Here is a 24,650-nt window from a genome sequence, read left to right as displayed (position 1 = left end):
TCGTGTGCAGGTCCGTCGCGCTGACTGGTTGATGCGGTTGGGTTAGTGAGGCTCGATGCCGCTCATTTCGCCTCGCCTTCGAACGGGCCGAACGAAGTCGTCGCCATCGGCGCGCGGCGTGCCTGCCGCGCCACGCGCTGGCCCTCCCACTTCGCGATCGCTGCGGTCGCGATGCTGTTGCCGATCACGTTGGTCGCGGTGCGCCCCATGTCGAGAATCTGGTCGATCGCGAGCACCAGCACGACGCCCGATGGCGGCAGATGGAACATCGGCGCCACGGCCGCGACGACGACCACCGATCCGCGCGCGACGCCCGCCATCCCCTTGCTGCTCACCATCAGCACGAGCAGCATCACGATCTGCGTGCTGATCGGCATGTCGATGCCGAACGCCTGCGCGATGAAGATCGCGGCGAACGCCTGGTACATCATCGAGCCGTCGAGATTGAACGCATAGCCGAGCGGCAACGTGAAGCCGACCACTTTCTTGTCGACACCGAATTCCTCCAGCTTCTCCGTCAGGCGTGGATACGCCGCCTCGCTGCTCGCGGTGGAGAACGCCAGCATCGCGGGTTCGCGGATCGCCTTGAGCAAGGCCCAGATCGGCTTGCCGAGAAACGCGTATCCGGCGAGGATCAGCACTGCCCACAGCAGCGCGAGCCCGGTGTAGAAGCTGGCGACGAGCTTGCCGTACGTCGTCAGTACGTCGAGGCCATGCACCGTGATCGCCGATGCGAGCGCGCCGAACACACCCACAGGCGCGAGACGCATCACGTAATCGGTCAGCTTTAGCATGGTGGGCACGAGCCCTTCGACGCCCGCGATCAACGGCGCGACGCGTGGGTCCGACTTGATCACGCTGAGCACGATCCCGAACATCACCGAGAAGACGAGAATCTGGAGGATATCGTTGCGCGCCATCGCATCGACGATGCTGGTGGGGAACGCGTGTGTCACGAAGTCCTTGAAGTTGAGGCTGGACGTGTTGAGACCAGTGGCCACGTCAGCGCTCGTCTGGGTCATGTGCAAACCCGCGCCCGGCTGCAGCAGATTCGCGAGCACGAGGCCGAGCGCGAGGGAGAACAGCGACGCGCACAGGAACCACGCGATGGAGCGCAGACCGATCCGGCGCACGTCGCTCGTGCCTTCCATGCCGGCGAGACCTGACACGAGCGTGGCAAACACGAGCGGCGCGATGATCATCTTCACGAGCCGCAGGAAGATATCGGTGACGATGGAAAAGTAGCCGGCGATCTCTTTCGCCTGCGCGGCATCGGCCGCGGTGCGATGGCAGACGTAACCGACGGCCACGCCGAGCACCATGCCGGCGAGGATGTAGAGGGTGAGCCGATTCTTCATGTGTCTCCGTCCTGGGATTATTTATGTCTGGACGGAATTCTAGAGACGGCAGAAAAGACGTGAATGCTAGTGTTGCATATGGCTATGCAATTTTTGCATAAGGCGGGATAACCCTGAATCTGTATTCGGCGGGCCGCCTAAATAAGCGAACATCAGCTCCCTATCTCGCCGTCACCGAGCAGCTATCAGGCGTCACGCCGACGACCTTTCGGTGTCCAGCTTCGACACCGCTCCCGTATTCACATCGTAGCGGTAGCCTTGTTTCTCGAGGTGAGCGTTGATCGCTTCGACAACCACTTGCTGCTGAGTTTCATTGCGCAGCAATTCATGCTGCGGCTCGACCCGGCCGAGTTCGGCGGCAAGCCGGCGGCTCAATGACGCTTCGCCTGCGCTACGGGCAAGGACGACGATCATTTTTTCATTCGCCTGTGCCAGTTGCTGTTTCAGTCCGTTCGCGTAGTCGGACCATTTCCCGACGGTCTCCCGCGCTTCGGCAATGGCGGCGGAATGCGCTTTTGCGTCGCGCGACATCTGCGCCTTCAATGCGTCGAGCTCCGCCGAGTCGACAGCCACCGCGATTTCAGAGGCGCCCGCATCGCGTTGATCGGTCAAACTGGCGATTTGCGTCTGGACATTCTGCAATTCAAGTGCGGCGGCATCCCGCTCAGCCTGCGCGCCCATCACCTCTTCCCGTCGGGCGGCGTGCGCTTCCTGCTCTGTCTGCAACTGCGCGCGAATCGCTTCGAGCTCGCTTTCAAGACGAGCGACCGCTTCCGAATGCGCCGCCTCGAGCGCCGCGCGCTCCGTTTCTCCGGCCCGCGTTTCGACAACCGACCCAGCCGACTCGCTCGCCCCCTCGCCCTCGCCTGCGGCGTCCGTCTCCTCGAACGAAAGCGCTCCGCGCTGTGCGGCGAGTGCCGCGCGTTCCAGTTCCGCTTCGAGCAGCGAAACGCGTCCAGCGAGTTCCTGCGCGCGCTTTTCCGCCGCGTCGGTCCGTTGCACCGCCAGCGCGATGTCCTCTTCGAGCCCCGCCACGGTATCGACCTTCTCGTCGTAGGCGCTCGTCATCTTGTCCAATTGGACTTGCAGCGCATCGAGTTCCTGGACGGTGGTTTGCAGTTCCGCGAGCGCGTCATCGCGCTCGCTGCTTGCGTCCTCGACACGCTGGCGCATCGCGGCGAGGCGTCGCGCCACGGCGCGTTCGGCTTCGTCCTGCGCTGACGTCCACAGCCGGTCGAGCGCATCACGCATGGTGTGCGTCACGGTTTCCGGCAAGGTAGGACGTTCGACGACCTGTGGCATCCGCGGGGCGCGCGTTTCGCGCCACTTGCGCAATGCCGCGGCCACCGCGACCACCGAACCTGTATGGACTTCTGACCAGATCGCGACGGGAGACACTTTCTGGCCCTCGTCGGCCATCCGATTTGCGATTTCAGCGACGAGTTCGTCCGTGATCGTAATGTTGCTTGACATGCCTGCCTCGACAAAGTGCACGTGGTGACGAATACCGTTTCGTCGTTCGGGAGACAGCCGCGCGCTGCGACTCGCCTCGCATACCTACGAATTGTCGGTTACATCACCGGCGCTCAATCGTTCGAAAAGCCGAGGTTACGGGGAGGTATTCGTCGGATTGGCGCATCGCGCGGCGGGGCATCGTCGGACCAAGACATCGCGCGATTCGCAAGCCGTGCAAGCAGAGTGAAATCTTTCCGCAGTTCGTCCGTTGCGAGAAGAACGATTTTATTTCCGCACAACCCTGCTGCCGCGCGTCGTCTATGCCGACAGACAGGCATGACTTGCCGGACGCAGTGAACGGTCGCAACGAAAGACCGCGCGCGGCCGCACATCGAATGTCCCGACCGGCTCGCGCGACGCACTCGCGATCCGCAGGACTCCCCTACTTCTCTACAGATCTTTTGGTGGGCCGTCTCGCGGCAGCCCGCGCTATTGTCATGATTGGACGACGTCAATTTCTTGGTAGTCTCACCGCGCTCGGCGGAAGCGTCGTATTGAGCGCGTGCGGCGGTGGTGGTAGTGGCACTGCGGATGCCGGCGGCTCTTCCACGGGCAACTCCGCGAATCCATCGGGCACGGCGGCAGCACCCTCTACGGGCACCGGCACCGCCGGCATCGCGAGTTCGACGGGTACGACCAGCTCTGGAATCGCGACCTCGCCTGGCGGCGCGACGACGGTGGCGAACGGCTCGTCGCCGGCGCCCTCGAGCGGCACGGGGCCCACCGACCTATCCGGCTCGACCGCGGGCGAAAGCGCCGGCTCTCCGTCAGACCCGAACTCGGGGTCGACCGGCAACGCTTCGAACGCTTCACCCCAGAAGACGACCATCCCGCCGGCGACGGTCATCATCGACAGTCAGAACGCGGCATGGACACTGGTCAACGGGTCGGTGTACAGAAACGGTGTCGCAGCGGGCAACACGTACAACGTCTCGCTGATACTCTGGTACGGAGGCGCGATCTACCACGAGGGAACCGGCGGTCAGTTTTACGGATGGAATGGCTCGACATGGCGATCGTGCAATGACCCACGTTTGGGCGGCACTTCGGCCGACGGCACCGCGATCCCGCCCGCGACGTATCTGATCGACAAGGGCGGCGCGATATGGACCGTGGCGAACGGCGTCGTGTACCGCAATCGAAGCGCAGTCGGCACGATGTCGAATGCGGCGCTGCTGCTGTGGTACGGCGGCAAGTTCTGGACGCAGACCACCGGCGGTCAGTTCTATGTGTGCGCCGATGCCGATCAATGGTTACCGTGCAACGATCCGCGCATTGTGGCGGCGGCGCCAGCCGGCTCGTTTCACGGCATCAACGGGCACTACGATTACCCGTATTCGACGACACAGCTCGTGTCGATCATCAAAGCGCTCGGCTGCTCGACGTACCGGCTCAGCTGTACCGACGACCCGTCGCAAGTCGCCACCGTCGTCGCGTTGGCACGAGCATTCCAGTCAGCGGGCTTGACGCTTTTCGTGCTGATCGATGTCGGCATCTACGACAGCAACGGCAGCCTTTTTGCGAGCGAATCGGCGGCCTATACGCGGGGCTTCAATTGCGCGGCAGCCGTTGCGACGGCGTTGCAACCCCACGGGGTGACCATGTATGAATGCGGCAACGAACTGACGCGTGCGAGCGGGATGATTCTCGATTCCACCACCGCGGGAACGGCAGTCGTCGACTTCAACAATGCGAACTGGCCGCTGATGCGTGGGGCGATGCGCGGCATGATCGCCGGAGTGAAGTCGGTGCAGGCGGATGCCAAATGCGGCATCAATTTTTGCGTCGCGGATATCGGCGCATCCGACGCTCTGTGGGACGGCAAGCAGCCCGACGGGACGAGCGGCTATCCGACCGTACGGTGGGACCTGACGACCTGGCACAACTACGAGGTGTACGGCGACATCTTCGATATCGGCTCCGACGGGTCCGGCCCGGGTTTCGATTTGCCCACCTATTGCAAGGCCCGATATGGCGTCCCCTTTGTGATTTCGGAGTGGAACACCGGGCCGGAGAAGACCGAGGCGTACCGGGCCGACTACATTGCCTCGCGCCTGCTCAGTTACTACCAGGCCAGAAAGACGAAGAACATCCAATCGGCGATGTATTACGAGCTCGATAGCGGTGACGCCACCTACGGTCTGATGATCAACGGCACCGCGCTTGCGCTTCCGTATAACGCGTTCGCGGGTTTTGTCGCGAGCCATCCCGACAGTTGAGCGTCTCGCTCACGACTGTCGCCCGCGCGCGGCCGGCAATAGCCGACTCGCAACAAACCGTCAACTCCGCTGTTCGGCAACGGGTGCCTTGCCCTTCCGAAGCGATTCGAGGCGCAGAACGAGGAACATGATCATCGGTGACACCGGAGACAGGTGCCGCAGGAATGAGCCATAGTCCGGCTCGAAGATAGCCTGCGTTGCGATGAAACTAACCAGAAAACAGAAGCACAGTTTCTCGAAGCGGCCTACCGGAAATAACGATGTGGCCTTTCGGTAGCGCAGCAAGACCATCCAGAAGGTAAGGAACACGCCAAGACCACCAAGCATTTGCAACGGAGAACCCGACGTGATCAGGCGCAACGGCAACACGAAGGTCGCAAGCGTAATGGCGACGTTCGCTACCCCGATGAACATATTGTTGCCCGGAATGAACTGAACGATGATCGAACCCACTTCATTCGGATCTCGCCACTCGTTGGCACTCTGCCGTGCAAAGTCCAACGATTGGCCGTATACCGTCTGAAACACGACCGCGACGATCACGAACATGACGAGCGCGATCACGACCAACGGCAAAGGCTTTCTGAAGCTTTTCGGCACGAGGTAGAGAAACACGGTCGCGACCAAAGTAATGGCCCAGTACGAGCGGAAGTAAACAGCGACCAGTCCTGCCAGCACGACGAACAAAGCCAGAATCGCGCGAGACGAGCTATAAAACAGGAGCAGCATCACTACGACAGAAATGATGAGCTCTTTCGACGGTATGCCGATGTAGACGGTCTGATTGACCAGCCAGAACGCAACGAGGACAAACTCGGCGGGCTTCAACGACTTGACACTGGAGCGCCAGATGGCGAAAAACATGCCGAGTGTCGATGCCAGAAAACCGGCAAGGGAGATTGAAAAATTCTCCAGCCCAAAGCCCTTGAATATCCACGCGAGGTTGTCGAACGAATCCCCAAAGGCCTGGAACGAGGTGACGGTCTTCATCCGGTCGAAGATCATGGCCTCATCGAGCAGAAAGCGCTCGGGTAGCAATGAATCGTGTGCCGCTGAAACGGCGTACAGCGCAATGAACAACAGGAACCACACCGCCGCTGACACGCCCGGACTCGCACTCTTGCCGATAATGCCAGGTACTTTTACGATGCGCATGCTTTACCCCCGAACGTGCACGTGACCGGTAAAGCCGCAAGCATTGCACGCATGATGGTGACGTTCATGGCGTTCCCCAACCGGGTTGCCGATCCGTATAAGCTTCGGTCCCCTTGCCGATCTTGAGTGCCTGATACGTACCTACGCTTGCCACGATCGTTCCGCTCACGCTGAGCAGCAGCAGCGTGTGGATGAAGCCAACTCCGAAGAAATGCGCCGTCGCAAAGATCAGGAAGATCAGAACCGCATTGGCCATTTGAATCATCAGATCAACCTTCTGCCGGTTCACGACGATAAACACCTGCGCCATCGAACCGTAGATCGCCATCATGATGAAGTACGGAACGAAGAGCAGGTACACCGACATCGACGATTCCCACTGTTCGCCCATCTTCACATGAATAATGAGACTCAAGCCCGCGTAGCAAGCGGCGACCAGCGCGAGGCTGATAAAAGTCAGCGACGTTAAAAACTGGCGGGTCGGATTCTCGCCGCCCTTTCGTTCACCATCGAAATAATCGATCAGATCGCGGCGGAACACGGCCCCAAGACTTTGCGACAACAATGACGCGGGAAAATAGCCGACGCGGTACGCGAGCGCGAAGATGCCGGCGTCGCGATGGTCGAAGATCATCGGCATCAGAATGGCCGACGCATAGATCACGAAGGAATTCAGCGTAGTGGTAGGCACGCCAAATTTAGCGTACTGGATCTGAAGCGCGGACAGCTTCATGAAGGCGGCCGGGACCAGATTTCGCGCCGAGTAAAGATAAATGACGGCCGGCACGAAAGTGGAGGCTAGAAAGATCCAGCTATAGATATTGAAGACGCTTGCGCCCGTGCACTCACCCTTTGACAGCGCCATCAGGCAGATGAAGTAGCCAGCGAATGCAGCATTCGGAAAGAATCGGATCGAGGCGATCTTCGCGTACTTTCTTTCGCTGGTCAGTGCGGCACACAGCGCCTGCTGCATGAATACACCGAACGCCAGGCAGATTACCGGAATGTATTCGAGGTGGCCCGAAATGATTGCGGCCACCGCGAGCGCAAGACCGATCAGTATGGCGACGGCGCTGGAGCTCGTCATCGCGCGCACAGCCAGCGCCTTTTCCGCCGTCAAGCATGCGACCTCGAGCCGCAAGCCGATCACCGAGCCGACGAAAAGACCACCAGCCATCAGTTGGCTGAAGTAACCGAGATCCGTTGGCCCACAATACTTCCCGATTAGAAGTACCGAAACGAAACTGAGCGCCTGACTGAGTACGACCCCAGCGACACTGACGAACGAGTGTTTGATATTCACAGTCTATCTACGCCGAAAGCCGGTTGGTTTGTTGATCGCACTTCACGACAGCGGTCCTCCCGTCGCTATGACTAGCTTTCTTGCGTGTTCCCACTGGCCGGCAATCCGTCGAGATAAGACGCGTTCCGATAGAGTCCGGCACGCGCGCCCAGACTGTAGCGATACATGTCGGTGTTGATGCCGTTGAAGATCACACCCTTCACGTGGGCTTTCGCCTGCTTCAACTCCTTGGTTGCCTCCATCACCTCGGCAATGGAAGTCGTCTCGAAGCGCGTGACCAGCAACACAGTGCCGCAGCTATGCGCGAGCGCGGTTGCGTCGGACACGGCGAGAACAGGCGGCGTGTCGATCAGCACGATGTCGTATTCGCTTGTGTTAGCGAGGAATCGCTGCATGCGCTCGCTCAACAGAAGCTCGGCGGGATTCTCCGGCGTGGCGCCGCGCGGAACAAAATCGAGGCCCGGTACGACGTCACGCATGATGATTGACTCAGATTCACCCTCCGACGACGACAGGTAATCGGCCAGTCCGGGCTTGCAATCGACACCGAAGTACTGCTCGAGGTGCCCCCTGCGGAAGTCCGCGTCGATCAACAACACCCGCTTGCCGGCCGCCGATACGACCGCCGCCAGATTGGCGGAGAGAAACGACTTGCCAACCTGCTCCGTGGGGCCCGTCAGAAGCACCCGGTTATCGCCGGATTCCGATTCGAGCATCGCAAAATGCAGCGCGGTCCTGAGCCGGCGCAGGCTTTCGATCGATGCGTCGCGCGGAAACTCGCTCGCGAGCAAGAACTTGTCACCGGCCGGCGGGTTCGGCGTCTTGCCGATTCGCGCGACTCTCGCTTGCGAAAGCGGCACGGTCGCGTAGACGTTGAGACCCGTTTGCTCTTCGATCTCCTCTGCATCGGTAATGCCCCGATACAGCGCTGCGCGTGCGAACGCGGCGCCCACGCCCAGAATCAGACCGCCCAGCGCGGCATAGATAATCACCAGAAGCTTGTTCGGCTTGATCGGATCTTTCGGGACCACCGGGCTATCGACCAACCGCACCGTTCCCACCTTGCCAGCACGCACAAGTTTGAGTTGCTGCATGTTATTCAACATGCCGACGTATAGTTCGTTGTCGACATTCACCTCTCGCGTCAGACGCACGGCGTTCTGCTCCAGGTCCGGCAACGCCTGTTCCTGCTTCGACAGCGTTTCGACTTTGCTGGTCAGCATGCCGATCTGCTGGTTGATTGCCTGAATGCTCGGATGATCCGGTGCGTAGAGCGCACTCATTTCAGCCCGCTTTTGCTTTAGCTCGAGAAGGCTGCGCTCGGTCGCCACGCTTTGATCGAGATACGATTTGCCTTGCTCGCTCAGATTGAAGACGCCCATGCGGTTGCGCATGTCGTTGTAGCGACCTTCAGCGCGCTCGAGGTCGCTTTTGAGTTGCGGAAGCAGATCGCTCAGAAACGCGAGTGACTTCTCAGCTTCTGCCGCCTTGCGCTCGAGGTTCTGGTCGACATACGCCTTGCCGATTTCGGCGAGCGTGCCGGCCGTGAGCAACCGATCGGAACCCGTCAGCGACGCCGCGATGATGCCGCTGTCTTTTCCCTTCTGCGAAATGTTGAGCTTGTTCTGCAGATCTTCGACCGTCTTTTCACGCGACTGCCTCACCAGAACGAATTCAGTGCCCGGCTTCGCGTTCAGCGAATCGACTCTGAGCGTGATCGCGCCAACAGGCAGCTTCATATCTAGCGATCCGCCGACGACGCCTTCGATCGGCTGGTCGAGATCCGATTGCTCCAACCGGTAGCGGCCGCCGTTCAATACCGTCAATACGAACTTCTCGCCTTCGAATGCTTCCGGAACGTTGAAGCTGGACACTTTGATCGATTCTTTGCCCCACGCATATCCGCCATATCCGAATATGCCTGGCTGAGAAAGGCTCGTGGCTTTCCGGCCCACCCAGTCGCCAATTAACGGAAAGCGTTTCGGCTTTGCGCTGATATCAAGGCCGAGATCGTCAACGGCTTTGCCGACCACCATTCTCGACTGAAGTATTTCCATCTCAGCCGTTGCCTCTGTTTTGACGTCGAACATGCTGGAGACGTCACCCAGAGGGCTTTTCGAATTATTGTTGGTTGGTAGGCTGTCTTCGACCTGAATAAGGATATCGGCTTGATAAACGGGCCGCGCGATATACGCGTAAGCCACACCCAGTGCGAGGACACTGCCGGCGATTCCTCCGACAAGCCAGCGGCTTGCCACGAGCACGTCCAGATAACGCGACAGGTTGACATCGTCATTTCGTAGCGCAGCAGGATTCGCAAGCGGAAAATTGTGATTCATCGAAACCCCACGGATCGATATTCGAAAAAGTCGGAACCTGCATGGGTGCGCAGACACCGCGGCGTACCAAAACAATGCTTGTCACGGGACGGCCACAATTAACCACGATGCAGAGTGTGGGATCCTGGCGTGCAACGCACCGACGCGGAAATCCGCACACGTTGTACCCACCGAGCGCTCGAGACAAATCGTCTTAAAGGAAAATTCCGCCTCTTCTGGCGCGGTCTTCTCCGTTCTCCAGCGCACGACATATGGCGCCAGAAACCAGAGAGATTTATTCATACCAGCAGCAATCGCAGATTAACTTATGGCTTACAGCACCACTGTACGCTGCCGCACATTCTCATTTCTGGCCACAACGGCACAATGCAATTGAATCGCCGGTAATTGGACAGACATATGAAACCCTTGATGCGTGAGATATTCACACGCGCTCTACTTGTCGCTGGTGTGCCGACGGCGGTTAGAGCGCTATTGTGGCGCGACCGTGTCGCGATACTGCTTTATCACGATCCTACGCCCGCAACGCTCGAAGCGCATCTTGAATATCTGAAAGACAAGGTGGAGTTCGTTCCGCTGTCGGAGGCAAACTCGCGCGGCAACGGCCGCCCGCGCGCCGCAATCACTTTCGATGATGGTCATGTCGGCAATGCCGACCTGTTACCCATTTTTGTCAAGTACGGCGTGCGCCCCACCATCTATATCTGTAGCAGCGTCGTGGCGCAACAGCGGACTCACTGGTTCCTGGATCCCGTCGCCAAACATGCCGACGTGAAGCGGCTGATCCGCATGAAAAACGACGAGCGCCTCGCGGAATTGGCCGCGCGGGGTTTTCGGCAGGACCAGCTGAACGAGTCGGCCATCGTGAGTGGCCTGAGCGCCGCCCAGATCGAAACGATGCGCCCTTATGTCGATTTTCAGTCCCACACGCGCTATCACCCGACGCTGACCCGCTGTGACGACGACGAGTGCTTTGAAGAACTTGCCGGCTCCCGCATCGAGGTTGAGCGCCTCGTCGGCAAGCCGTGCGAGCATTTTGCGTATCCCTACGGCATTTACGGTCCGCGCGAAATTGCGATGCTGAAGGTCGCCGGCTACAAGACGGCACGCACGACCGATGTTGGATGGAACGATCAAAGCAGCGATCCGTTCCGGCTCAAGGCGTTCGACATCGAGGATGACTCCTCCGTGTCATGGTTTGCCGCGCAACTCACCGGCTTCACGCTGGCGCCACGCTATCTCCGGCTGGGCCGTGTTCGGCGCTTCTGCGAGCGGTTTCGTGGCAGGTCGCGGTCACTGAATCAGACGTCGCAAGCGCAGCGCCCGCAATAACGTGTAGTGTGAAACACTCGGTCGGACTCGGTCCTTCGACGCGCGGCATCGAACAGATCGCGGTCGATCGTAACGACAACGTCTGGTCGATGAGTTCGGCCAACGATAAATTGAGTGCGGGAGAGACTGGGACGGGACCGCCTGACGAATCAGGAATCGTCTGCGCCTGCGGAGCAATTTCTCATAATAACCTTAATTGTCTTCATCTCCGTATAGCGACAAAGGGGCAACATGCGCAAGATTTTCATCATGCATCCGGGCAACGCCAATTATCCGGAAGTCACGGCCTACAAGAATTACTTTCAGAATCGCGGCGCGGATGTTCTGATTGGATCAACGAGCGAATTCCGAAAACTCGAAAAGAAAAACGACATTATTCTTTGGTCAATCATGGGTTTCTACCCGGACCGCCTTGCATCCGATTTCGTCATCCACGATTACCGTTCGCTTTCCGTGGGCGGCTGGCCAGCGATGAAGGACTTCGCGAAACGGCACTTCAACTGTCAGCCGAACCTGCGAATCTTCCAGAACAAACGGCAGCAACAGATCATGGGCTTTGGCGCCGGCGTGCCCAGCGTGATTTTACCGATGGGTGTACCGAACTGGATTTTTGAAGTTCAGGAAGAAAGCGGTCAGGATGAGAAGAAAGCTGACTTCTGCTATATCGGCGAAATGAGCGTCGAGCGTGGCTTCGATCGCGTGCTGGAAGCGTTCATCAAGAAATACTCGGACGGGAACAAATCTCTTCTGCTCGTCGGCAAGCCGGATCCACACATCCACGAGAAATTCTCGAAGACGGAAAATCTGATCTTTACCGGTCCTTTGCCGCAGCGTGATGCGCTGAAGCACGTGGCCCAGTCGGATGTTGCCGTTTGCTATTTCCCCTATCACCGGCCGCACTGCTATCAGACGCCGACCAAACTGCTCGAGTACGCCGCGCTCGGCAAGAAGATTTTATGTAACGACTCGCCATCCAATATTCAATGCTGCGAGGAAATGGGCATCAATAGCGTCATCACCACGGCAAACATCTTCGACGGAATCGATGAGGAAGCCATGCGCGGTGCAAAAACCAATCGCCGCTCGGACTTCGCCAATCTGGTCTGGGACAAGGTGATAGAGCAATCCAATGTCGTATCATTTTTGCCAGATGATCTGAAGCGGAGGCTCTCCTGACTGGTTCATCAGCGAGACTTTCCTCCCAGCAGAGCTTTTGCCCCGACGGCGGCAATCTGTTCAGACGCAGCGACCCTACTAGACTCTCGGAACAGAAATGCAGATATTCATCCTTCATCCTGGCAAGGCGAATTACCCAGAGATAGATGCCTACACCAAATATTTTTCGGGGAACGGATGCAACGTTTCTTCGGGCACGCCGAGCGAGTATCGGCGGATCAAAAATCCCGAGGACCACGTTCTTTGGTGCATCATGGGCTTCTACCCGAGAACCCCGACCGCGAAATTCGTGATTCACGATTATCGCTCGCTGTCAGTCGGTCGCTATCCGGTGCTGAAGGACAGCATCAAGAAGAAATTCCACCCGCGCCCCGACCTGAGAATTTTCCAGAACGAGTCGATGCGCGCAATGATGGGCTTCGACGACTGCGTAGATACCGTCTTCCTGCCAATGGGCGTGCCGGACTGGATCTTCGCGACGGGCGCGAACCGCAATCAATCGCTCCCCACCGGCACGTATTGTTACCTGGGCGAGATAACGCGGGAACGCGGCTTTGACAACCTGATCGCCGATTTCCTGGCCGCAAAGCAAGCGTCGGACACGCTCGTGTTAATCGGCCCGGTCGAGAAAGAGATCTCGGACTCGTATCTTCGCTCGCCAGGCGTGGTATTCACGGGACGTCTCGCGCAGCGCGACGCACTCGCGGTGGTGCGCAATTGCGATGTCGCCATTTCCACCATTCCGTACAGGCGTCCGTATAACGTCCAAACGCCTACCAAACTACTGGAGTACGCCGCGCTTGGCAAAAGAATCATCTGCAATGACTCGCCATCAAACCTGAACGCCGTCGCCGAGTTCGGCATTCAATGCAAGGTGACGGGCCCGAATGTGTTCTCCAGCATCTCCCATCTCCATCGCGACATGGTGCCGCTGAATGATCCTTCCACACTACTGCATCTGCGGTGGACGAATGTGATCGCCGCTTCGGGGGTGGATCGCTACCTCGCGCGACTTCAAAAATGAAAGATGGTTTGTGCGTTCACGCGTGCAAACCAATTCCTGATATTCCTGAACAGCTACGTACCCGCGCCGCTCCCTCTGCGTTAGGCCACCCCTCTCTCCCCAACTATTCGCTCAGCGCCGGACGCCCCTGACGTATGCCTTTGAGCAGGGCCGAATACAACTGCACCATATCGTTGTAAAAGCGGTCTTCGCTGAATCGGCTGCGCGCTTCCTGTTGCGCGCCGCGTGCAAGTTTTTCCCGGAACACGTCGTCCGCCATTATTCTGTCGATCAGCGACGACGCCTGCGCAGCGGTTCGATAAAGAACACCGGTCGATTCATGACGAACGGTGTCGGTGTTGCCAGCGCAATCCGTTGCCACCACCGGCGTGCCGAGCGTCATGGCTTCGATCAGGGAGATCGGCATGCCTTCCCACGCCGCCGTCGACAGATAGATGTCCGCCTGCGCCACCGCTTCGATCACTTCCGAGCGCGCGACCCATCCAGTCACCCGTACGCCCGCGTCGATGAGCATTCTCTTCAGGTCCGCGTCGCCGTCGCCAATCCATACGAGCTCGACTCCATCGCGATCCAATAAACGTGCAATCTCAGCGAAGAGTTGGGGATTCTTTTGCACGCGAATTCCACCTACCGTTACGATTCGGCGCTTGTTTCCCGCGTCGGTTTTTCTTGCGCTTCCCGGATGATGGTCCGCCTGAACGGCAACGGCCTTGTCTATCGCATTTTCGATCAGCACGGCGTCTCGCCAAAGGTGACGTCGGATCGCGAAGCATTCACTTTCGGAGCAACCGACATACGTGCAAGCTTTTACACTCGCAAGCCACTCCAGCGCGGCAAAGCAATAGCGCTTCAGTTTGCCAACGTCGCGCCTGACGAAAGAGATGCAATGCGGGCTATATAAAAATGCGGTGGAAGGAAGACTGAATAAGGTCGAAACTCGTCCGAAAAACCCGGCAAACGACGAGTGCATATGAACGACGTCAGGATCCAATTCCGCGAGTTGCCGACGCAGCTTGGACAATATGCTCGTCAGCGACGGACCTTTCATCTGAAGATGTTCGAGAACCACACCCGGATGGAACATCGAATGCAGATTCTTTGGCGTTTCTTCCCGTTTTGAATAAATCACATAGACCTCGTGACCTTCCTTGACGAGGCGGGTCGCAAGTGTGCTGACTACCATCAGCGTTCCCGTAGCGGTCGATTCAACCACGTGGACTATTCTCATGGCATTTCTCTCATGAACTGTGCATCCTTGGCGAAGGCCATTGGCAATTCGTCGGCGTGATCGGCGAAAGCGTACTATCTGCCGCGCGCGACGAATTGGATCGCGGCCTAGTAAGCTCCGTCTTTTGCAAAGACGACTTTGACGGTCCTCAGGAGAATGCCGATGTCGAACGCCAGCGAGCGGTTCATTGCATATTTGACGTCGAGCGCAACCCGCGTCGGATAGTCGACATCGTTGCGCCCGCTCACTTGCCACAAGCCCGTTATTCCCGGCTTCAGCGCGAGGTAGTAGCGCACGTCGCGTCCGTATCGCACCAGTTCTTTCTGGACCACGGGCCGGGGGCCAACCAGGCTCATCTCACCACGCAGCACATTCCAGAGCTGCGGCAACTCGTCGAGACTCGTCTTACGCAAGATGCGTCCCACCGGGGTAATACGGATATCGTTCTTCAGCTTGAAGTCACGTTCCCATTCCGCGCGAGCCCGCGGATCGGTTGCGAGCAACTCTGCAAGAACCTTGTCCGAATTCATCACCATAGAGCGAAACTTCAGGCATTTGAAGGTACGTCCGCCACGGCCGATTCTAGGGTGACCATAAACAGCGTTTCCTTTGTCGCGCATCACCGCCAACGCGATAATGACTAGCACTGGTAAAAGCAGAACAAGCAGGATGGAAGCAACACAGACGTCCATGGTTCTCTTCATCACGTCGTCCCACCGGACAAATAGAGAATCCGCGTTCGCCGTATTTGAATGATCGGAGGCGCCCTGCTTTAGATCGACATCGAGACGCGTGTCGTCCAGCTTCGGATCCGCGGCGGCGTCAGAATCAAACATGTTATCTCCTTAAAGATGCAGCCACCGCTGGGGATAGCACCGGCGAGGACGCCAAGGCGAAATGTGGGGCTACGCGCACGGGGCAGTAGCAAAGAAGGGTCTGTTACGGCCTCAGATCCTTAATGTTGTTTCGGACTCACAATCATCGTAACACTCCGCCGGCAGTCAAAATATTATCGATCACGCATACTTACGCCATCTTGCAGTTGGATCGCGACACGTCGTTAAAATACCGAGTCGCGTGTTGCGTGGAGTCCGCGTTATTCGAATAAGCGCTTCGAACGCACTGACTGTCGTTAATTCTCCTTAGTAACGAACACACCTTTTTATGACAATTAACTGCCACGTCACACTCATTTCTTATCAGACGTTTTTCGCGCCTTACGCCAGCGTTTATTCTTGTCTGAACAGGCCACGCGCCATACGTCTATAACCGATGCGTGTCGCCACGACAGACGCGGAAACTCCTGCAACTGCAGGCAACGTCGCTACGGTTTCGTAATGAAATGCCACAGCGCAGAGCACTCTGTATCGGATATGTGGTAATGAGGCATGGCTTTGCGCAACATCACATTGGCTGGGTCGATGCCTTCTCTCAGCGCCGTGCAGAAGGATGCTTGATCGTAATTACTCGCCGGACCGCCTCTTCGACTCCTGGCGGGAAGCAGGGTGGCGGCGGTCAAGGGTGGCGCGAATCCGTCGGCCGCGCCGGTTTGCGAGTGGCAGTTGGCGCAACGGGTGGTCGAGCCGGGCAACTTATGATCGTCGTCGCGCAATTGCGCCTCGAGCACATGCTGCCCGTTAAAGATCGAGCAGCCAAGTTCGTTCGGCCGACAAAGCGGCGCGGCGTGCGCAACATACGTGCTGCACGCCGCAGCGAGTGCCAGTGCTAGAGCCGCACGCGTTGCGGTACCGCGTAACCGTAGTGCCATCATTGGATCTGCACCGTGCGCGACACGCTGGGCACACCCTTCGCGTTCAGACCAAACAGCATGTAGTAACCCGGCACGACGACACCCGGATCTGAAGGAATATTGATCAGATATTCGCCCGCCGTTCCTACCGTGAAAGTCACGGGTACACGCCGCTGCTCGTTGTTGACCGCGTGGGTCGACGAAGACATGCGCATCAACGCAAAGGCCGTGATGCCACTGCTGCCCGTTACGGCGATCGATGTCCCGAGCTGTGCCGTAGTGGGCGCGGCTGTGAGGGTCGGTCGTGTTGCCGCCGAGCCGTCCGCGTTGAGCAGGTAGGGCGGCGTCAGTATTTCGAGGTTCGTATGGTTTGTCGAGCAGCTTCCGCACAGTCCACCGCCACCACTCAGTACGCGACCGTCCGACAACAGCAGTGCGATGCTGTGATAGTTACGCGGCACGGCTTGCGGCGGGAGCACCGAGAAAGTCTTGGTGGCAGGGTCCCACAACTCTGGCGCCAGCACCGCGGTGTCGTCCGAAAACGTTACCGGGAACGCCTCTCCACCTAGGACTACCACCTGACCGTTCGGCAAGACCACGCTGGTGTTAAAGGCGCGGCGGTAATTCATCGGCGTAAGCGTTTGCGTCACCGCGGTGCCGCTGCTGATGTCGATTAGCGTGGCGTCCGCAGTCGCGTTGGAATACTCGTAGCTCGGTGCACCGCCTACAGCCAGGATTTTGCCGATATCGTACATAACGGCGTTGCCGTTCATCGCATCGGTATCGCTGCCCCGGTTGCCGGCAGGCGTCACGCTGCCCCCGCCGGCGGTATCGAACCAGTGCATGGCAACGCTCGGACCGGCGTGGAAGACTCGCCCATTTGCCACCGCAAACAGCCATGCATGATTGTCTGAGCGAAAAATACCAGCCGCGTCATTCGTGAGGATGTAGTCGGCGAGAATGGCGCTATTGAGCTGCCAACCCGTACTGGATGACCAGGTTTCGCCGGTCTTGCCGCCCTCGCCTCCGTTCCACGAGCCGCCCACCAGGAATACGTTGCCATTGCTCAACGTTACGCTGCCGTGGTAGGCGCGCGGAATTTTCATTAGAGGACCTGACGACCATTTTCCAGTCGAAGGCGTGTAGAAACTCGTCGCGTCGCTGCTCGAGCCACCAGTGACGTAAATACGGCCATCCGGAAGATTGACGATGCCCGGGCAGAACATATCGTGGCCGGTATTCGTCACGAAAACCTGTTTGCTCGTGCCGGTAGTCGGGTTAAAGATTGCGGTGTATGTGTTGCCGGGGGTCACTTCGCCAGCCGTAAAGTCCAGCTTCTGGTCGGAGGACCACACTACCACGGTGCCATCGGGCAGATTCGCCGCAGCTGCCGGCACGATCGACAGGTTATAGGGTGTAGTCCACTTCGCCGGCAATGTTTTCGCGGTCATGCCACTGATCTGCCACGTCTGCAGAGGGGCTCCGCTGCAAGGCTGCTGCGTTATCTGCGAGCCCTGCGCCGTGAGGCTGGCAACAGCCAGACACAGGTGACTCTGCGACGCGACGATTGCAAAGCCGCCACCTTGCGGGATCAACTGAAAGCTTTGATTCGCCTGGCCATTGCAGGTCCACTGGTCCGCCCCAGCGCCGGCGTCCGTGCTGACACCGTAGATGTCGAGGCAAAGGTTGCTGTTGACGTTGACGAACTGATAGAGCCCGTTGTTCTGCGTCAATGTCCAATGCTGGTTATTTCCGCCGTTGCACGTCCACTCGATAACCAACGCACCAGGCGTTTTCGATTCGGCGTTGACGTCCGCGCACAAGGTCGTACCGTTGACCGTAAGCGTGCTCGACGTCTGCGCGTCGGCAGCCGTGGACAATGCTGAAAGTGTCGACATGACTGAGATTAGCAGCAGCGCTCTCACGAACCTGTCGAACATTTGGCAAATAACCTTTGACGATCTATTTTTTGACATGGCCTCGATCCAATAAGCTATACGCGCGCTAATGCGCCCAGTACATCGCAAACCTGATCTGCGCGAGGCAAGTCGTCGCTGCGCCAGCGCAACATCCCGTCCGCGTCGAAGCAGTAGATCTGCGTCGAATGATCGGCAATGTTGCCGAGCGGCAGCGTACTCCCCGAAAGTGCGACGCGCATCCCGTCGACGTCCTGCAACGTCGGTGTGGCCGCCCGCCACTCAGGTCCGGCCTGAAAGCGCTTGAGCCACGCATGCAGCGCGGTTGGCGAGTCGGAAAGCGGATCGATTCCGATCGACACCAACTGAACCGGATAGCGAGTGTGAAGCTGTGATATGCGTTGCTGCACGGCGCTAAACAACGCACCCTGCAAAGGACACACTGAAGTGCATCCTGTGTAAATCGTCTGCATCGCAGTCACTTTTCGATGCAACAAATCGCTTAGCAGCTGTTTCCGGCCGCTTTGATCAACCAGCCAGACGTCACCGAGACGAACGGGCGGCGTAACGACTCCTATGCTTGCGTGCTGTGCAAACCCCGGGAAGGACACGCCGGTTAACGCTGCTGCTGATACGCCGCGCAGCAACGCACGGCGCCTCGAATTCTGAATTGGCGCGCGCGCACATACCGCCGCGCGAGTCCGAGCGGATTGACGAAACATGGCAATCATTTCCCCGAATATCTAACGGCCTGCAGGATGACGCGTCGCCATTTGTCGACGCGCGATACTGGTCAATAATGTGCGCGACTCGCGCGACGGCTTTGTTCGCGTTTTGTTGGCGAATCTGTGACATTTCCAAGCGTAGCAGGGAACTTGCGTGAGATGGTGGTATCAGGTCCGCGACTTGCTGCACTCTGTGGGTTTGGTCACATTGCTCTTATACCTTCAATAAAACTGCTTTTATTTTCCTGTGCAGTAGTCGACCGTCTTTATACTTTCCTCAATGCGAGCACTGCAGCAATCTTCGTAATTAACGCGTTCAGATAAAAATCGCGTTATGCGAGTTTGTTCGCAATTCGCAATGTTCGCCGTGCCAGATATTTTGTGATCGTGATGCCAGCGTCGGTTGGACACACGCGTTTGACTTGTCTGGATCAGCGATGCCACTGCTTTAGCGATTGATGTTCATCGCCGCACGTAACTTCAGCGTTTCCGTGCCAGCATGAGTCGGTAGAAGTTTATAGTCGAGCCATGAAACTCAGACTCTTCTCCCTATGCGTCGCTCTGACACTGGTGTGCACCCAACCAATGCCGACGCTCGCCGGGGCAGGTTCTGCCACCGCCTCGCTAAAGCAACTCGTCGCACTTCAGCCGCCGCCAACTGGCAGTGGCAGGGACCGCTTCGCAATGGACGTCAATTGCAATCTCTGGAGTGCGGATCAGACGGCGCTGAGTGAATGTTCGAGGGACCTGGATCTGATTGCCGGACTGGGCGTCGGCACGGTTCGCCTCGGCGTCTCGTGGGAGTTCATGACACTGGCCGATGGCGGCACGCTAGACCCAAACAAAGTCGCTTTCCTGAAGTCTCTTCTGAACGCCGCACGCACGCGCGGCATGAAGATCCTTTTCCTGGTCGGCATGTACGCGCCTGCCAGCGCGTACCAATGCTCGGCCACCCACGATCCGCCGACCGCATCGTCAGCGCGATTCGACTTCTGCGACGCGACATTCAAGAAGTATTTCGGCTCGCTGATGGACGTTGTTCTGCCATTCACGGCTGACATCGAGTTGTTCAACGAGACCAACTGGTCGTTTTCCGCTTCCGACCCGTCTTACGGTGATCCGAACGGTATTTCCGGCTACATTCTGAATCGCAGCAAGACGCTCTATTCGGAAGCCAGGCAGATTCTGAACACGAAGAGCCAGTCGGGGTACAAAACGGTTCTGCACACTCAGGGCATCTCATACTTCTACAACTCGGCGTACCCGAACAACGGCTGGCAACCGCCAGCAGGCAGCCAGTTGATCCAGGCGACCGACTACATCAAGTCGATGGGTAACAACGCGAATAGCGCTTCCAGCCCGTTGAACACCACGATCGATGTCGTCGACATTCACCCGTACTTCAGCACCGGCGACTACGACATGATGATGCAGGCATTGATGATCACGGTGTCGAACCTCGTCAGCAGCGGCGCCAAGCCAATCTGGCTGACCGAAACCAACAACGGCACCGACCGTACGGACGCTGGACAAACGGCCGCATTCAACAAGTTGAAGATTCTGATGAACAAGGGTTCGGTGGCAAAGGCGTTCTGGTATGTCGTGCGTAACGGCGATCCGAGCAATGGCGAAGGCGACGGCTATTCGATCTACGACTACAAGCGCAATCTGATCCGTCCGCAGCTTGCAGCCGCGATTCAGGCCTACACTGCGACTATTCCGCGTTCGCAGCGCTTCCTGTCGGGTGCTTACCTAACGCCCATCAAGTAATCCCTTATTCTGTAACTCATGAACGAAGCGGGCGCCGACATGGCACCCGCTTCGGTTTCCTTTCTGACAACGGTTCGCCCGCCTGGCGGTTTGGGCGATGCAAGACGGCGATTTACTCCACGCTGGCTCGCGAAGACACCGCGTGACTATAAAAAGATCAATTGCCGTCCTTCGAGCTCCTCGCGCGTGCCACGCAAAGTGCGCATGCAAAGACACCAATCGCCACGCCGGCCAACAGACACGCGGCATGCGTCAGGAAACTTACCATCTTCACTCCTTTAAGGACCCGATCAATTCTTTCAAAGCGTTGAGTTGCACGTGCAATCTCACGTCGCGTTGTGCGACGTTAGCATCAAAGACATCCACCAATGAAGTCGAGCGCCGGCGTAAGGCATGCTACCAGACCTTTGTCGGAACGCGTTCGCTGTTGGCTTTGGATGGGCAGCATTTGCTGCCGGTGAGCGGCCCGCGATCGCGGTATCCAGACGTCGGAATCGCGGTCAGCCGAACCGTCAAGTTTGTTCATTGCACGGAGCGTGCGTCGTGATCTGTGGTGGATTGCCAACGATTCCAAAAGAAGGCAAAAAATAAAAATAGAACAGCGCCACCCGCTGGCTAAGAGCCCAGGGCGACGGCCGTCCTCCTGAAGCGCATCTGTCAAGTACTGCGCCGTCGCCGTTATATCCCAGGTTGTAGTTGTTCAGCAGGTAATAGTGCGTCGACGCACAGTTCGGCTTGGGATCATAGGGCAGCGATTCAAGGTACTGGCGGATCGGGCCGACGCCGGGCTGGCTCGCGTCCGAACAATTGCTATAGCTGCCGCCCGAGTAGCCGTCCTGCGTGTACCAGTTGTTGGTGCCGGCCAACGGATCGGGTTTTTCGATCTGGTCCGAGGGCGGCGTTGCCGTTTCGTCGGTGTACCAGGTTCCACACTGACTGGCCATTTGCCGCCTCCTTACCGTTGGTTACAACGGTAAGACCTGAGAGCCACTCCATGAACGTGGAGAGTCGCTGGCATTACAGTCGACTAACGTCCGGCTCCATGGGCGCGTTTTGGCGTGGTATGAGGCGATTGGTGACTAGCAAGCGTCTGAAACGGCCGAACGATGGCCAGCAGAGATCGGTCGCGGCTTGGGCCTGAACCGCCGCTTTCATATGCAGACGACGCGTGTCAGTTATAGCCAAGGACAGCGGCGGACGACACGTCCGGTCTCTCAGGCACATTCGAGGCAATCGTTGCTACCGTTGACGCGAGAAACGATCTATATGACGAGCGAAGACGTTTTTCGGAACCATCCTTACCGTTTCGAGCGCGCGTGTCGCCTTTGCTCAAGTCGACGCTGACGGGCGATAAATCGAAGTTATCCATGATGTTCTCTCTATCTTGCTGGTGATTAGAACCGGTTGCTTGACCTGTCGCGGCCAGACACTTCCGCCATCTACAACGAACTGTTGCTCAGTGCAGCTTGACGTGCGGCGCCGTGCTTCGGCGGAGTCGATGCGCGAGCGTATTGACGATCATGCGTGCATAGCCATGCAGCGCTGCAACATGCATCCGATATAGCGACAGGTACATGAAGCGAGCAAGCAGTCCGTCCACGAGCATGCTGCCGCCGATAAGCCCGCCCATCAGACTCCCCACCGCATTCGCGTGCCCGAGCGATACCAGCGAGCCGAGATCGCGATAGGCAAACTCCGGAAGCTTTTGTCCGTCGATGCGTCGCGCAAGTGCCTTGACTAAAAAAGATGCCTGCTGATGCGCCGCCTGAGCGCGCGGGGGAACATTGCGCTCGTAACCCAACCATGGACAGGCCGCGCAATCGCCGAATGCGAAGACATGGTCGTCGACACTGGTCTGAAGCGTGCGGCGCACATTGAGTTGTCCCAGATGATTGACGGTGAGCCCATCGAGCGTTGAAAGCACCGCAGGTGCCTTGATGCCTGCGGCCCACACTGTGAGATCCGCACGGATGGTCTTGCCGTTTTTCGTGCGGATCAGTCCGGGCGTGATCTCCGCGACCCGCTCGTCGACCATCAACTTGACGTTGAGTTTGCCCAGCAAGCCGGCTGCGGCGGTCGATACGCGTTCTTTCAACGCTGGCAGAATCCGAGGACCTGCTTCAATCAGCATGATTCCGACGTCGTGTGTGGGGTCGAGTCGATGCAGGCCGTATGATGAGAGTACCTTCGCCGTGTTGCGCAACTCGGCGGACAATTCCACGCCTGTAGCGCCCCCTCCGACGATCGCAACCTGGACACGAGGTGTGCGGTCGGCAAGCGTTGCGCAAGCACTCCCCTCCGCGCTTTCTCGTTGTTCGGCGCGAATACAAGCTGCGATCAGGCGCTTGCGAAAGCGCTCCGCGTGAGCGACGGTATCAAGTGCGAGCGAGTTTTCCGCCGCGCCCGGCACTCCGAAATAGTGTGTTGTACTACCGATGGCAAGAATCAACGAGTCGTACTCGATCCGGCGCGGCGGCACCAGCTCGGTTCCGTCGTCATCGAGCAGGGGCGAGAGCAGAACGTGCCTCGAGCCACGATTCAGTCCGACAAGTTCGCCCTGCACGAACTGGAAACCGTGCCACTGGGCTTGCGCGGCATACGCCAGTTCCTGTGCGAACGGATCCAGACTTCCCGCTGCGACCTCGTGCAACAGGGGCTTCCAGATATGCGTCGGGTTGCGGTCGATCAACGTGATGGACGCACGTTGTGCGCCGCTTCTTCGCCGACCGCCATAGCGATCGCCTAGCCTCGTTGCGAGTTCGATTCCGCCCGCTCCTCCTCCCACGATCACAAAACGATGCATGCAGATTCTCCCTGGTCGACGACGCGCGGTACGGATATCCAGCACAACGGCTGAGAACAACTATCGCAGAAGCGCCGCGGCAGGAAAATCTCATAGTTCTGATGGCTGCCTTCAGGTTTTCTGATTGACGAAACACCACCGGCTCATCGCAATGGCTTGGGCGTTCATCGCTGTCACTGAACGAGCCGTTGCGGCTCGGACTCTGCAAACGCAACGCCCCGGCGTTTCCTTGACAGGAAGCCCGGGGCGTTCTTGTTCTGCCGAATGCCGCTCAGCGATCCGTTACGTGTTGCCGCAATACGCGCCGAAACAGGCGCCGTCACCGCTAGTGAAAAGATGACTCGCGACGCCGCGGTCAGCCCGCGGACTGCGTCTGCTCATGAAGTCAATTCCGTCTTTATTCTGCAATGCGCTTGAAACTGGCGTAGTAATCGTCGGTGTAATAGCACTCGCCGGTCTGCCTGCGCGGTCCACCACATACGATCCGACGCTGCCCGCGATCATTCGCGCCCGGCGTGCGAACGGTGTAGGTGTGGTAGTAGCCGCGCGGATGCTTCGGCAGCAAAAGCGCACTGTTACGGAACAGGACGCCGTCGTCGCTGAACGGGAAGGGGCCGCCCGTTTTGATCAACCGCAGTGTTTCGGCTGCCTCTCCCGGCAATTGGGTCGTGGTGACGGTGGCCAGCGCGCCCGCCCCTTGCGCGCCTGATGCGGCGTTTGCATCGCTCGCGCTCTGGGATGGCAGAACCGGCGCCTGGCTTGCGGACGCGCTCGATGCCTCGGTGGCGTTTTGCGATGCCTGCTTGCCGCATCCCCCGAGGATCGCGCTCAATGCGACGATGCAGGAGAAAGCCCACGCTCTCTTCACGAAACAGTTCCCCCTTCGCTGACCAGAACCCGACGACCAGAATAGATGTAAAGGTATCGCTAATGGCAGAGCGAATCAACGTTCGATCGGAAATTGGCACTTTTCGACGACAACCAGGCCGATGTACCGTTTTCGGCGTCCGGGACGGGGCGCCATCGGCATCTTGCCG

16 protein-coding genes and 2 pseudogenes are annotated in these 24,650 nt (G+C 58.4%); 6 read left to right on the top strand and 12 right to left on the bottom strand.

Annotated elements, in window-relative coordinates; genetic code table 11:
* Window positions 1–62: 62 nt before the first annotated feature.
* Both BJG93_RS30085 and BJG93_RS30080 read right to left on the bottom strand, forming a co-directional pair.
* Window positions 63–1,358: a dicarboxylate/amino acid:cation symporter gene (locus tag BJG93_RS30085; protein ID WP_027194885.1), complete on the bottom strand. Its 1,296-nt coding sequence runs from the start codon at window positions 1,356–1,358 to the stop codon at window positions 63–65.
* 192 nt (window positions 1,359–1,550) lie between these two features.
* Complete coding sequence (locus BJG93_RS30080) at window positions 1,551–2,831, bottom strand: DNA-binding protein (RefSeq protein ID WP_027194884.1); 1,281 nt, start codon at window positions 2,829–2,831, stop codon at window positions 1,551–1,553.
* Window positions 2,832–3,310: 479 nt separating this feature from the next.
* Between BJG93_RS30080 and BJG93_RS30070 the strand changes: the two genes are divergently transcribed.
* Window positions 3,311–5,092 carry a hypothetical protein gene (locus BJG93_RS30070; RefSeq protein ID WP_174566139.1) on the top strand — a complete coding sequence of 594 codons (1,782 nt, stop codon included), beginning with the start codon at window positions 3,311–3,313 and terminating at the stop codon, window positions 5,090–5,092.
* A gap of 60 nt (window positions 5,093–5,152) precedes the next feature.
* Here BJG93_RS30070 and BJG93_RS30065 read toward each other — a convergent pair whose 3' ends face one another.
* Together BJG93_RS30065 and BJG93_RS30060 are read right to left on the bottom strand one after the other, a co-directional pair.
* Entirely contained in the window at window positions 5,153–6,247 is a 1,095-nt protein-coding gene (locus tag BJG93_RS30065; protein WP_051374212.1) for a hypothetical protein, read from the bottom strand.
* Window positions 6,248–6,311: 64 nt separating this feature from the next.
* Window positions 6,312–7,220 carry an MATE family efflux transporter gene (locus BJG93_RS30060; RefSeq protein ID WP_231337656.1) on the bottom strand — a complete coding sequence of 303 codons (909 nt, stop codon included), beginning with the start codon at window positions 7,218–7,220 and terminating at the stop codon, window positions 6,312–6,314.
* On the opposite strand from BJG93_RS30060, the gene BJG93_RS30055 reads away from it, so the two are divergent.
* Window positions 7,219–7,440 (top strand): hypothetical protein, encoded by a 222-nt coding sequence (locus tag BJG93_RS30055; RefSeq protein WP_231337655.1) that lies wholly within the window; start codon window positions 7,219–7,221, stop codon window positions 7,438–7,440. The two genes, BJG93_RS30060 and BJG93_RS30055, sit on opposite strands and share 2 nt — an antisense overlap.
* 181 nt (window positions 7,441–7,621) lie before the next feature.
* Here BJG93_RS30055 and BJG93_RS30050 read toward each other — a convergent pair whose 3' ends face one another.
* Window positions 7,622–9,889: a polysaccharide biosynthesis tyrosine autokinase gene (locus BJG93_RS30050; RefSeq protein WP_027194881.1), complete on the bottom strand. Its 2,268-nt coding sequence runs from the start codon at window positions 9,887–9,889 to the stop codon at window positions 7,622–7,624.
* Between the two features lie 399 nt (window positions 9,890–10,288).
* Between BJG93_RS30050 and BJG93_RS30045 the strand changes: the two genes are divergently transcribed.
* The 3 genes from BJG93_RS30045 (at window position 10,289) to BJG93_RS30035 (ending at window position 13,421) form a co-directional block, all read left to right on the top strand.
* A complete protein-coding gene (locus BJG93_RS30045) occupies window positions 10,289–11,221 on the top strand; it encodes a polysaccharide deacetylase family protein (RefSeq protein ID WP_027194880.1) in 933 nt (310 codons plus the stop codon).
* Window positions 11,222–11,452: 231 nt separating this feature from the next.
* Window positions 11,453–12,397 carry a glycosyltransferase gene (locus tag BJG93_RS30040; RefSeq protein WP_027194879.1) on the top strand — a complete coding sequence of 315 codons (945 nt, stop codon included), beginning with the start codon at window positions 11,453–11,455 and terminating at the stop codon, window positions 12,395–12,397.
* Between the two features lie 97 nt (window positions 12,398–12,494).
* Window positions 12,495–13,421 carry a glycosyltransferase gene (locus BJG93_RS30035; RefSeq protein ID WP_027194878.1) on the top strand — a complete coding sequence of 309 codons (927 nt, stop codon included), beginning with the start codon at window positions 12,495–12,497 and terminating at the stop codon, window positions 13,419–13,421.
* Window positions 13,422–13,524: 103 nt separating this feature from the next.
* Here the strand turns inward: BJG93_RS30035 and BJG93_RS30030 are convergent, their stop codons facing one another.
* The 4 genes and pseudogenes from BJG93_RS30030 to BJG93_RS30015 all read right to left on the bottom strand — a co-directional run bounded on the left by BJG93_RS30030 (window position 13,525) and on the right by BJG93_RS30015 (window position 19,037).
* Window positions 13,525–14,649 (bottom strand): glycosyltransferase family 4 protein, encoded by a 1,125-nt coding sequence (locus BJG93_RS30030; protein ID WP_034477617.1) that lies wholly within the window; start codon window positions 14,647–14,649, stop codon window positions 13,525–13,527.
* Window positions 14,650–14,756: 107 nt separating this feature from the next.
* Window positions 14,757–15,356: pseudogene (locus BJG93_RS30025) on the bottom strand (sugar transferase); the annotation flags it as partial.
* 1,060 nt (window positions 15,357–16,416) lie between these two features.
* A complete protein-coding gene (locus BJG93_RS30020) occupies window positions 16,417–18,339 on the bottom strand; it encodes an RICIN domain-containing protein (RefSeq protein ID WP_231337654.1) in 1,923 nt (640 codons plus the stop codon).
* A gap of 53 nt (window positions 18,340–18,392) precedes the next feature.
* Window positions 18,393–19,037: an SCO family protein gene (locus BJG93_RS30015; protein WP_027194876.1), complete on the bottom strand. Its 645-nt coding sequence runs from the start codon at window positions 19,035–19,037 to the stop codon at window positions 18,393–18,395.
* A gap of 687 nt (window positions 19,038–19,724) precedes the next feature.
* Between BJG93_RS30015 and BJG93_RS30010 the strand changes: the two genes are divergently transcribed.
* A complete protein-coding gene (locus BJG93_RS30010) occupies window positions 19,725–20,810 on the top strand; it encodes a glycosyl hydrolase (RefSeq protein ID WP_027194875.1) in 1,086 nt (361 codons plus the stop codon).
* 662 nt (window positions 20,811–21,472) lie between these two features.
* On the opposite strand, the pseudogene BJG93_RS30005 reads toward BJG93_RS30010, so the two are convergent.
* The 3 genes and pseudogenes from BJG93_RS30005 to BJG93_RS29995 all read right to left on the bottom strand — a co-directional run.
* Window positions 21,473–21,733: pseudogene (locus BJG93_RS30005) on the bottom strand (alkaline phosphatase family protein); the annotation flags it as partial.
* A 533-nt stretch (window positions 21,734–22,266) separates the two neighbouring features.
* Window positions 22,267–23,613, bottom strand: a complete 1,347-nt coding sequence (locus BJG93_RS30000) for an NAD(P)/FAD-dependent oxidoreductase (protein ID WP_027194873.1) — start codon at window positions 23,611–23,613, stop codon at window positions 22,267–22,269.
* Window positions 23,614–24,010: 397 nt separating this feature from the next.
* On the bottom strand, window positions 24,011–24,481 hold the full coding sequence (locus BJG93_RS29995; protein WP_027194872.1) for a ribonuclease: 471 nt from the start codon (window positions 24,479–24,481) through the stop codon (window positions 24,011–24,013).
* Between the last annotated feature and the right edge of the window lie 169 nt (window positions 24,482–24,650).

This window comes from Paraburkholderia sprentiae WSM5005 (assembly GCF_001865575.2).
GTDB classification, from domain to species: domain Bacteria; phylum Pseudomonadota; class Gammaproteobacteria; order Burkholderiales; family Burkholderiaceae; genus Paraburkholderia; species Paraburkholderia sprentiae.
The sequence above is the reverse complement of the archived record's forward strand: the minus strand, read 5'-3'. Positions and strand labels throughout refer to the sequence as shown.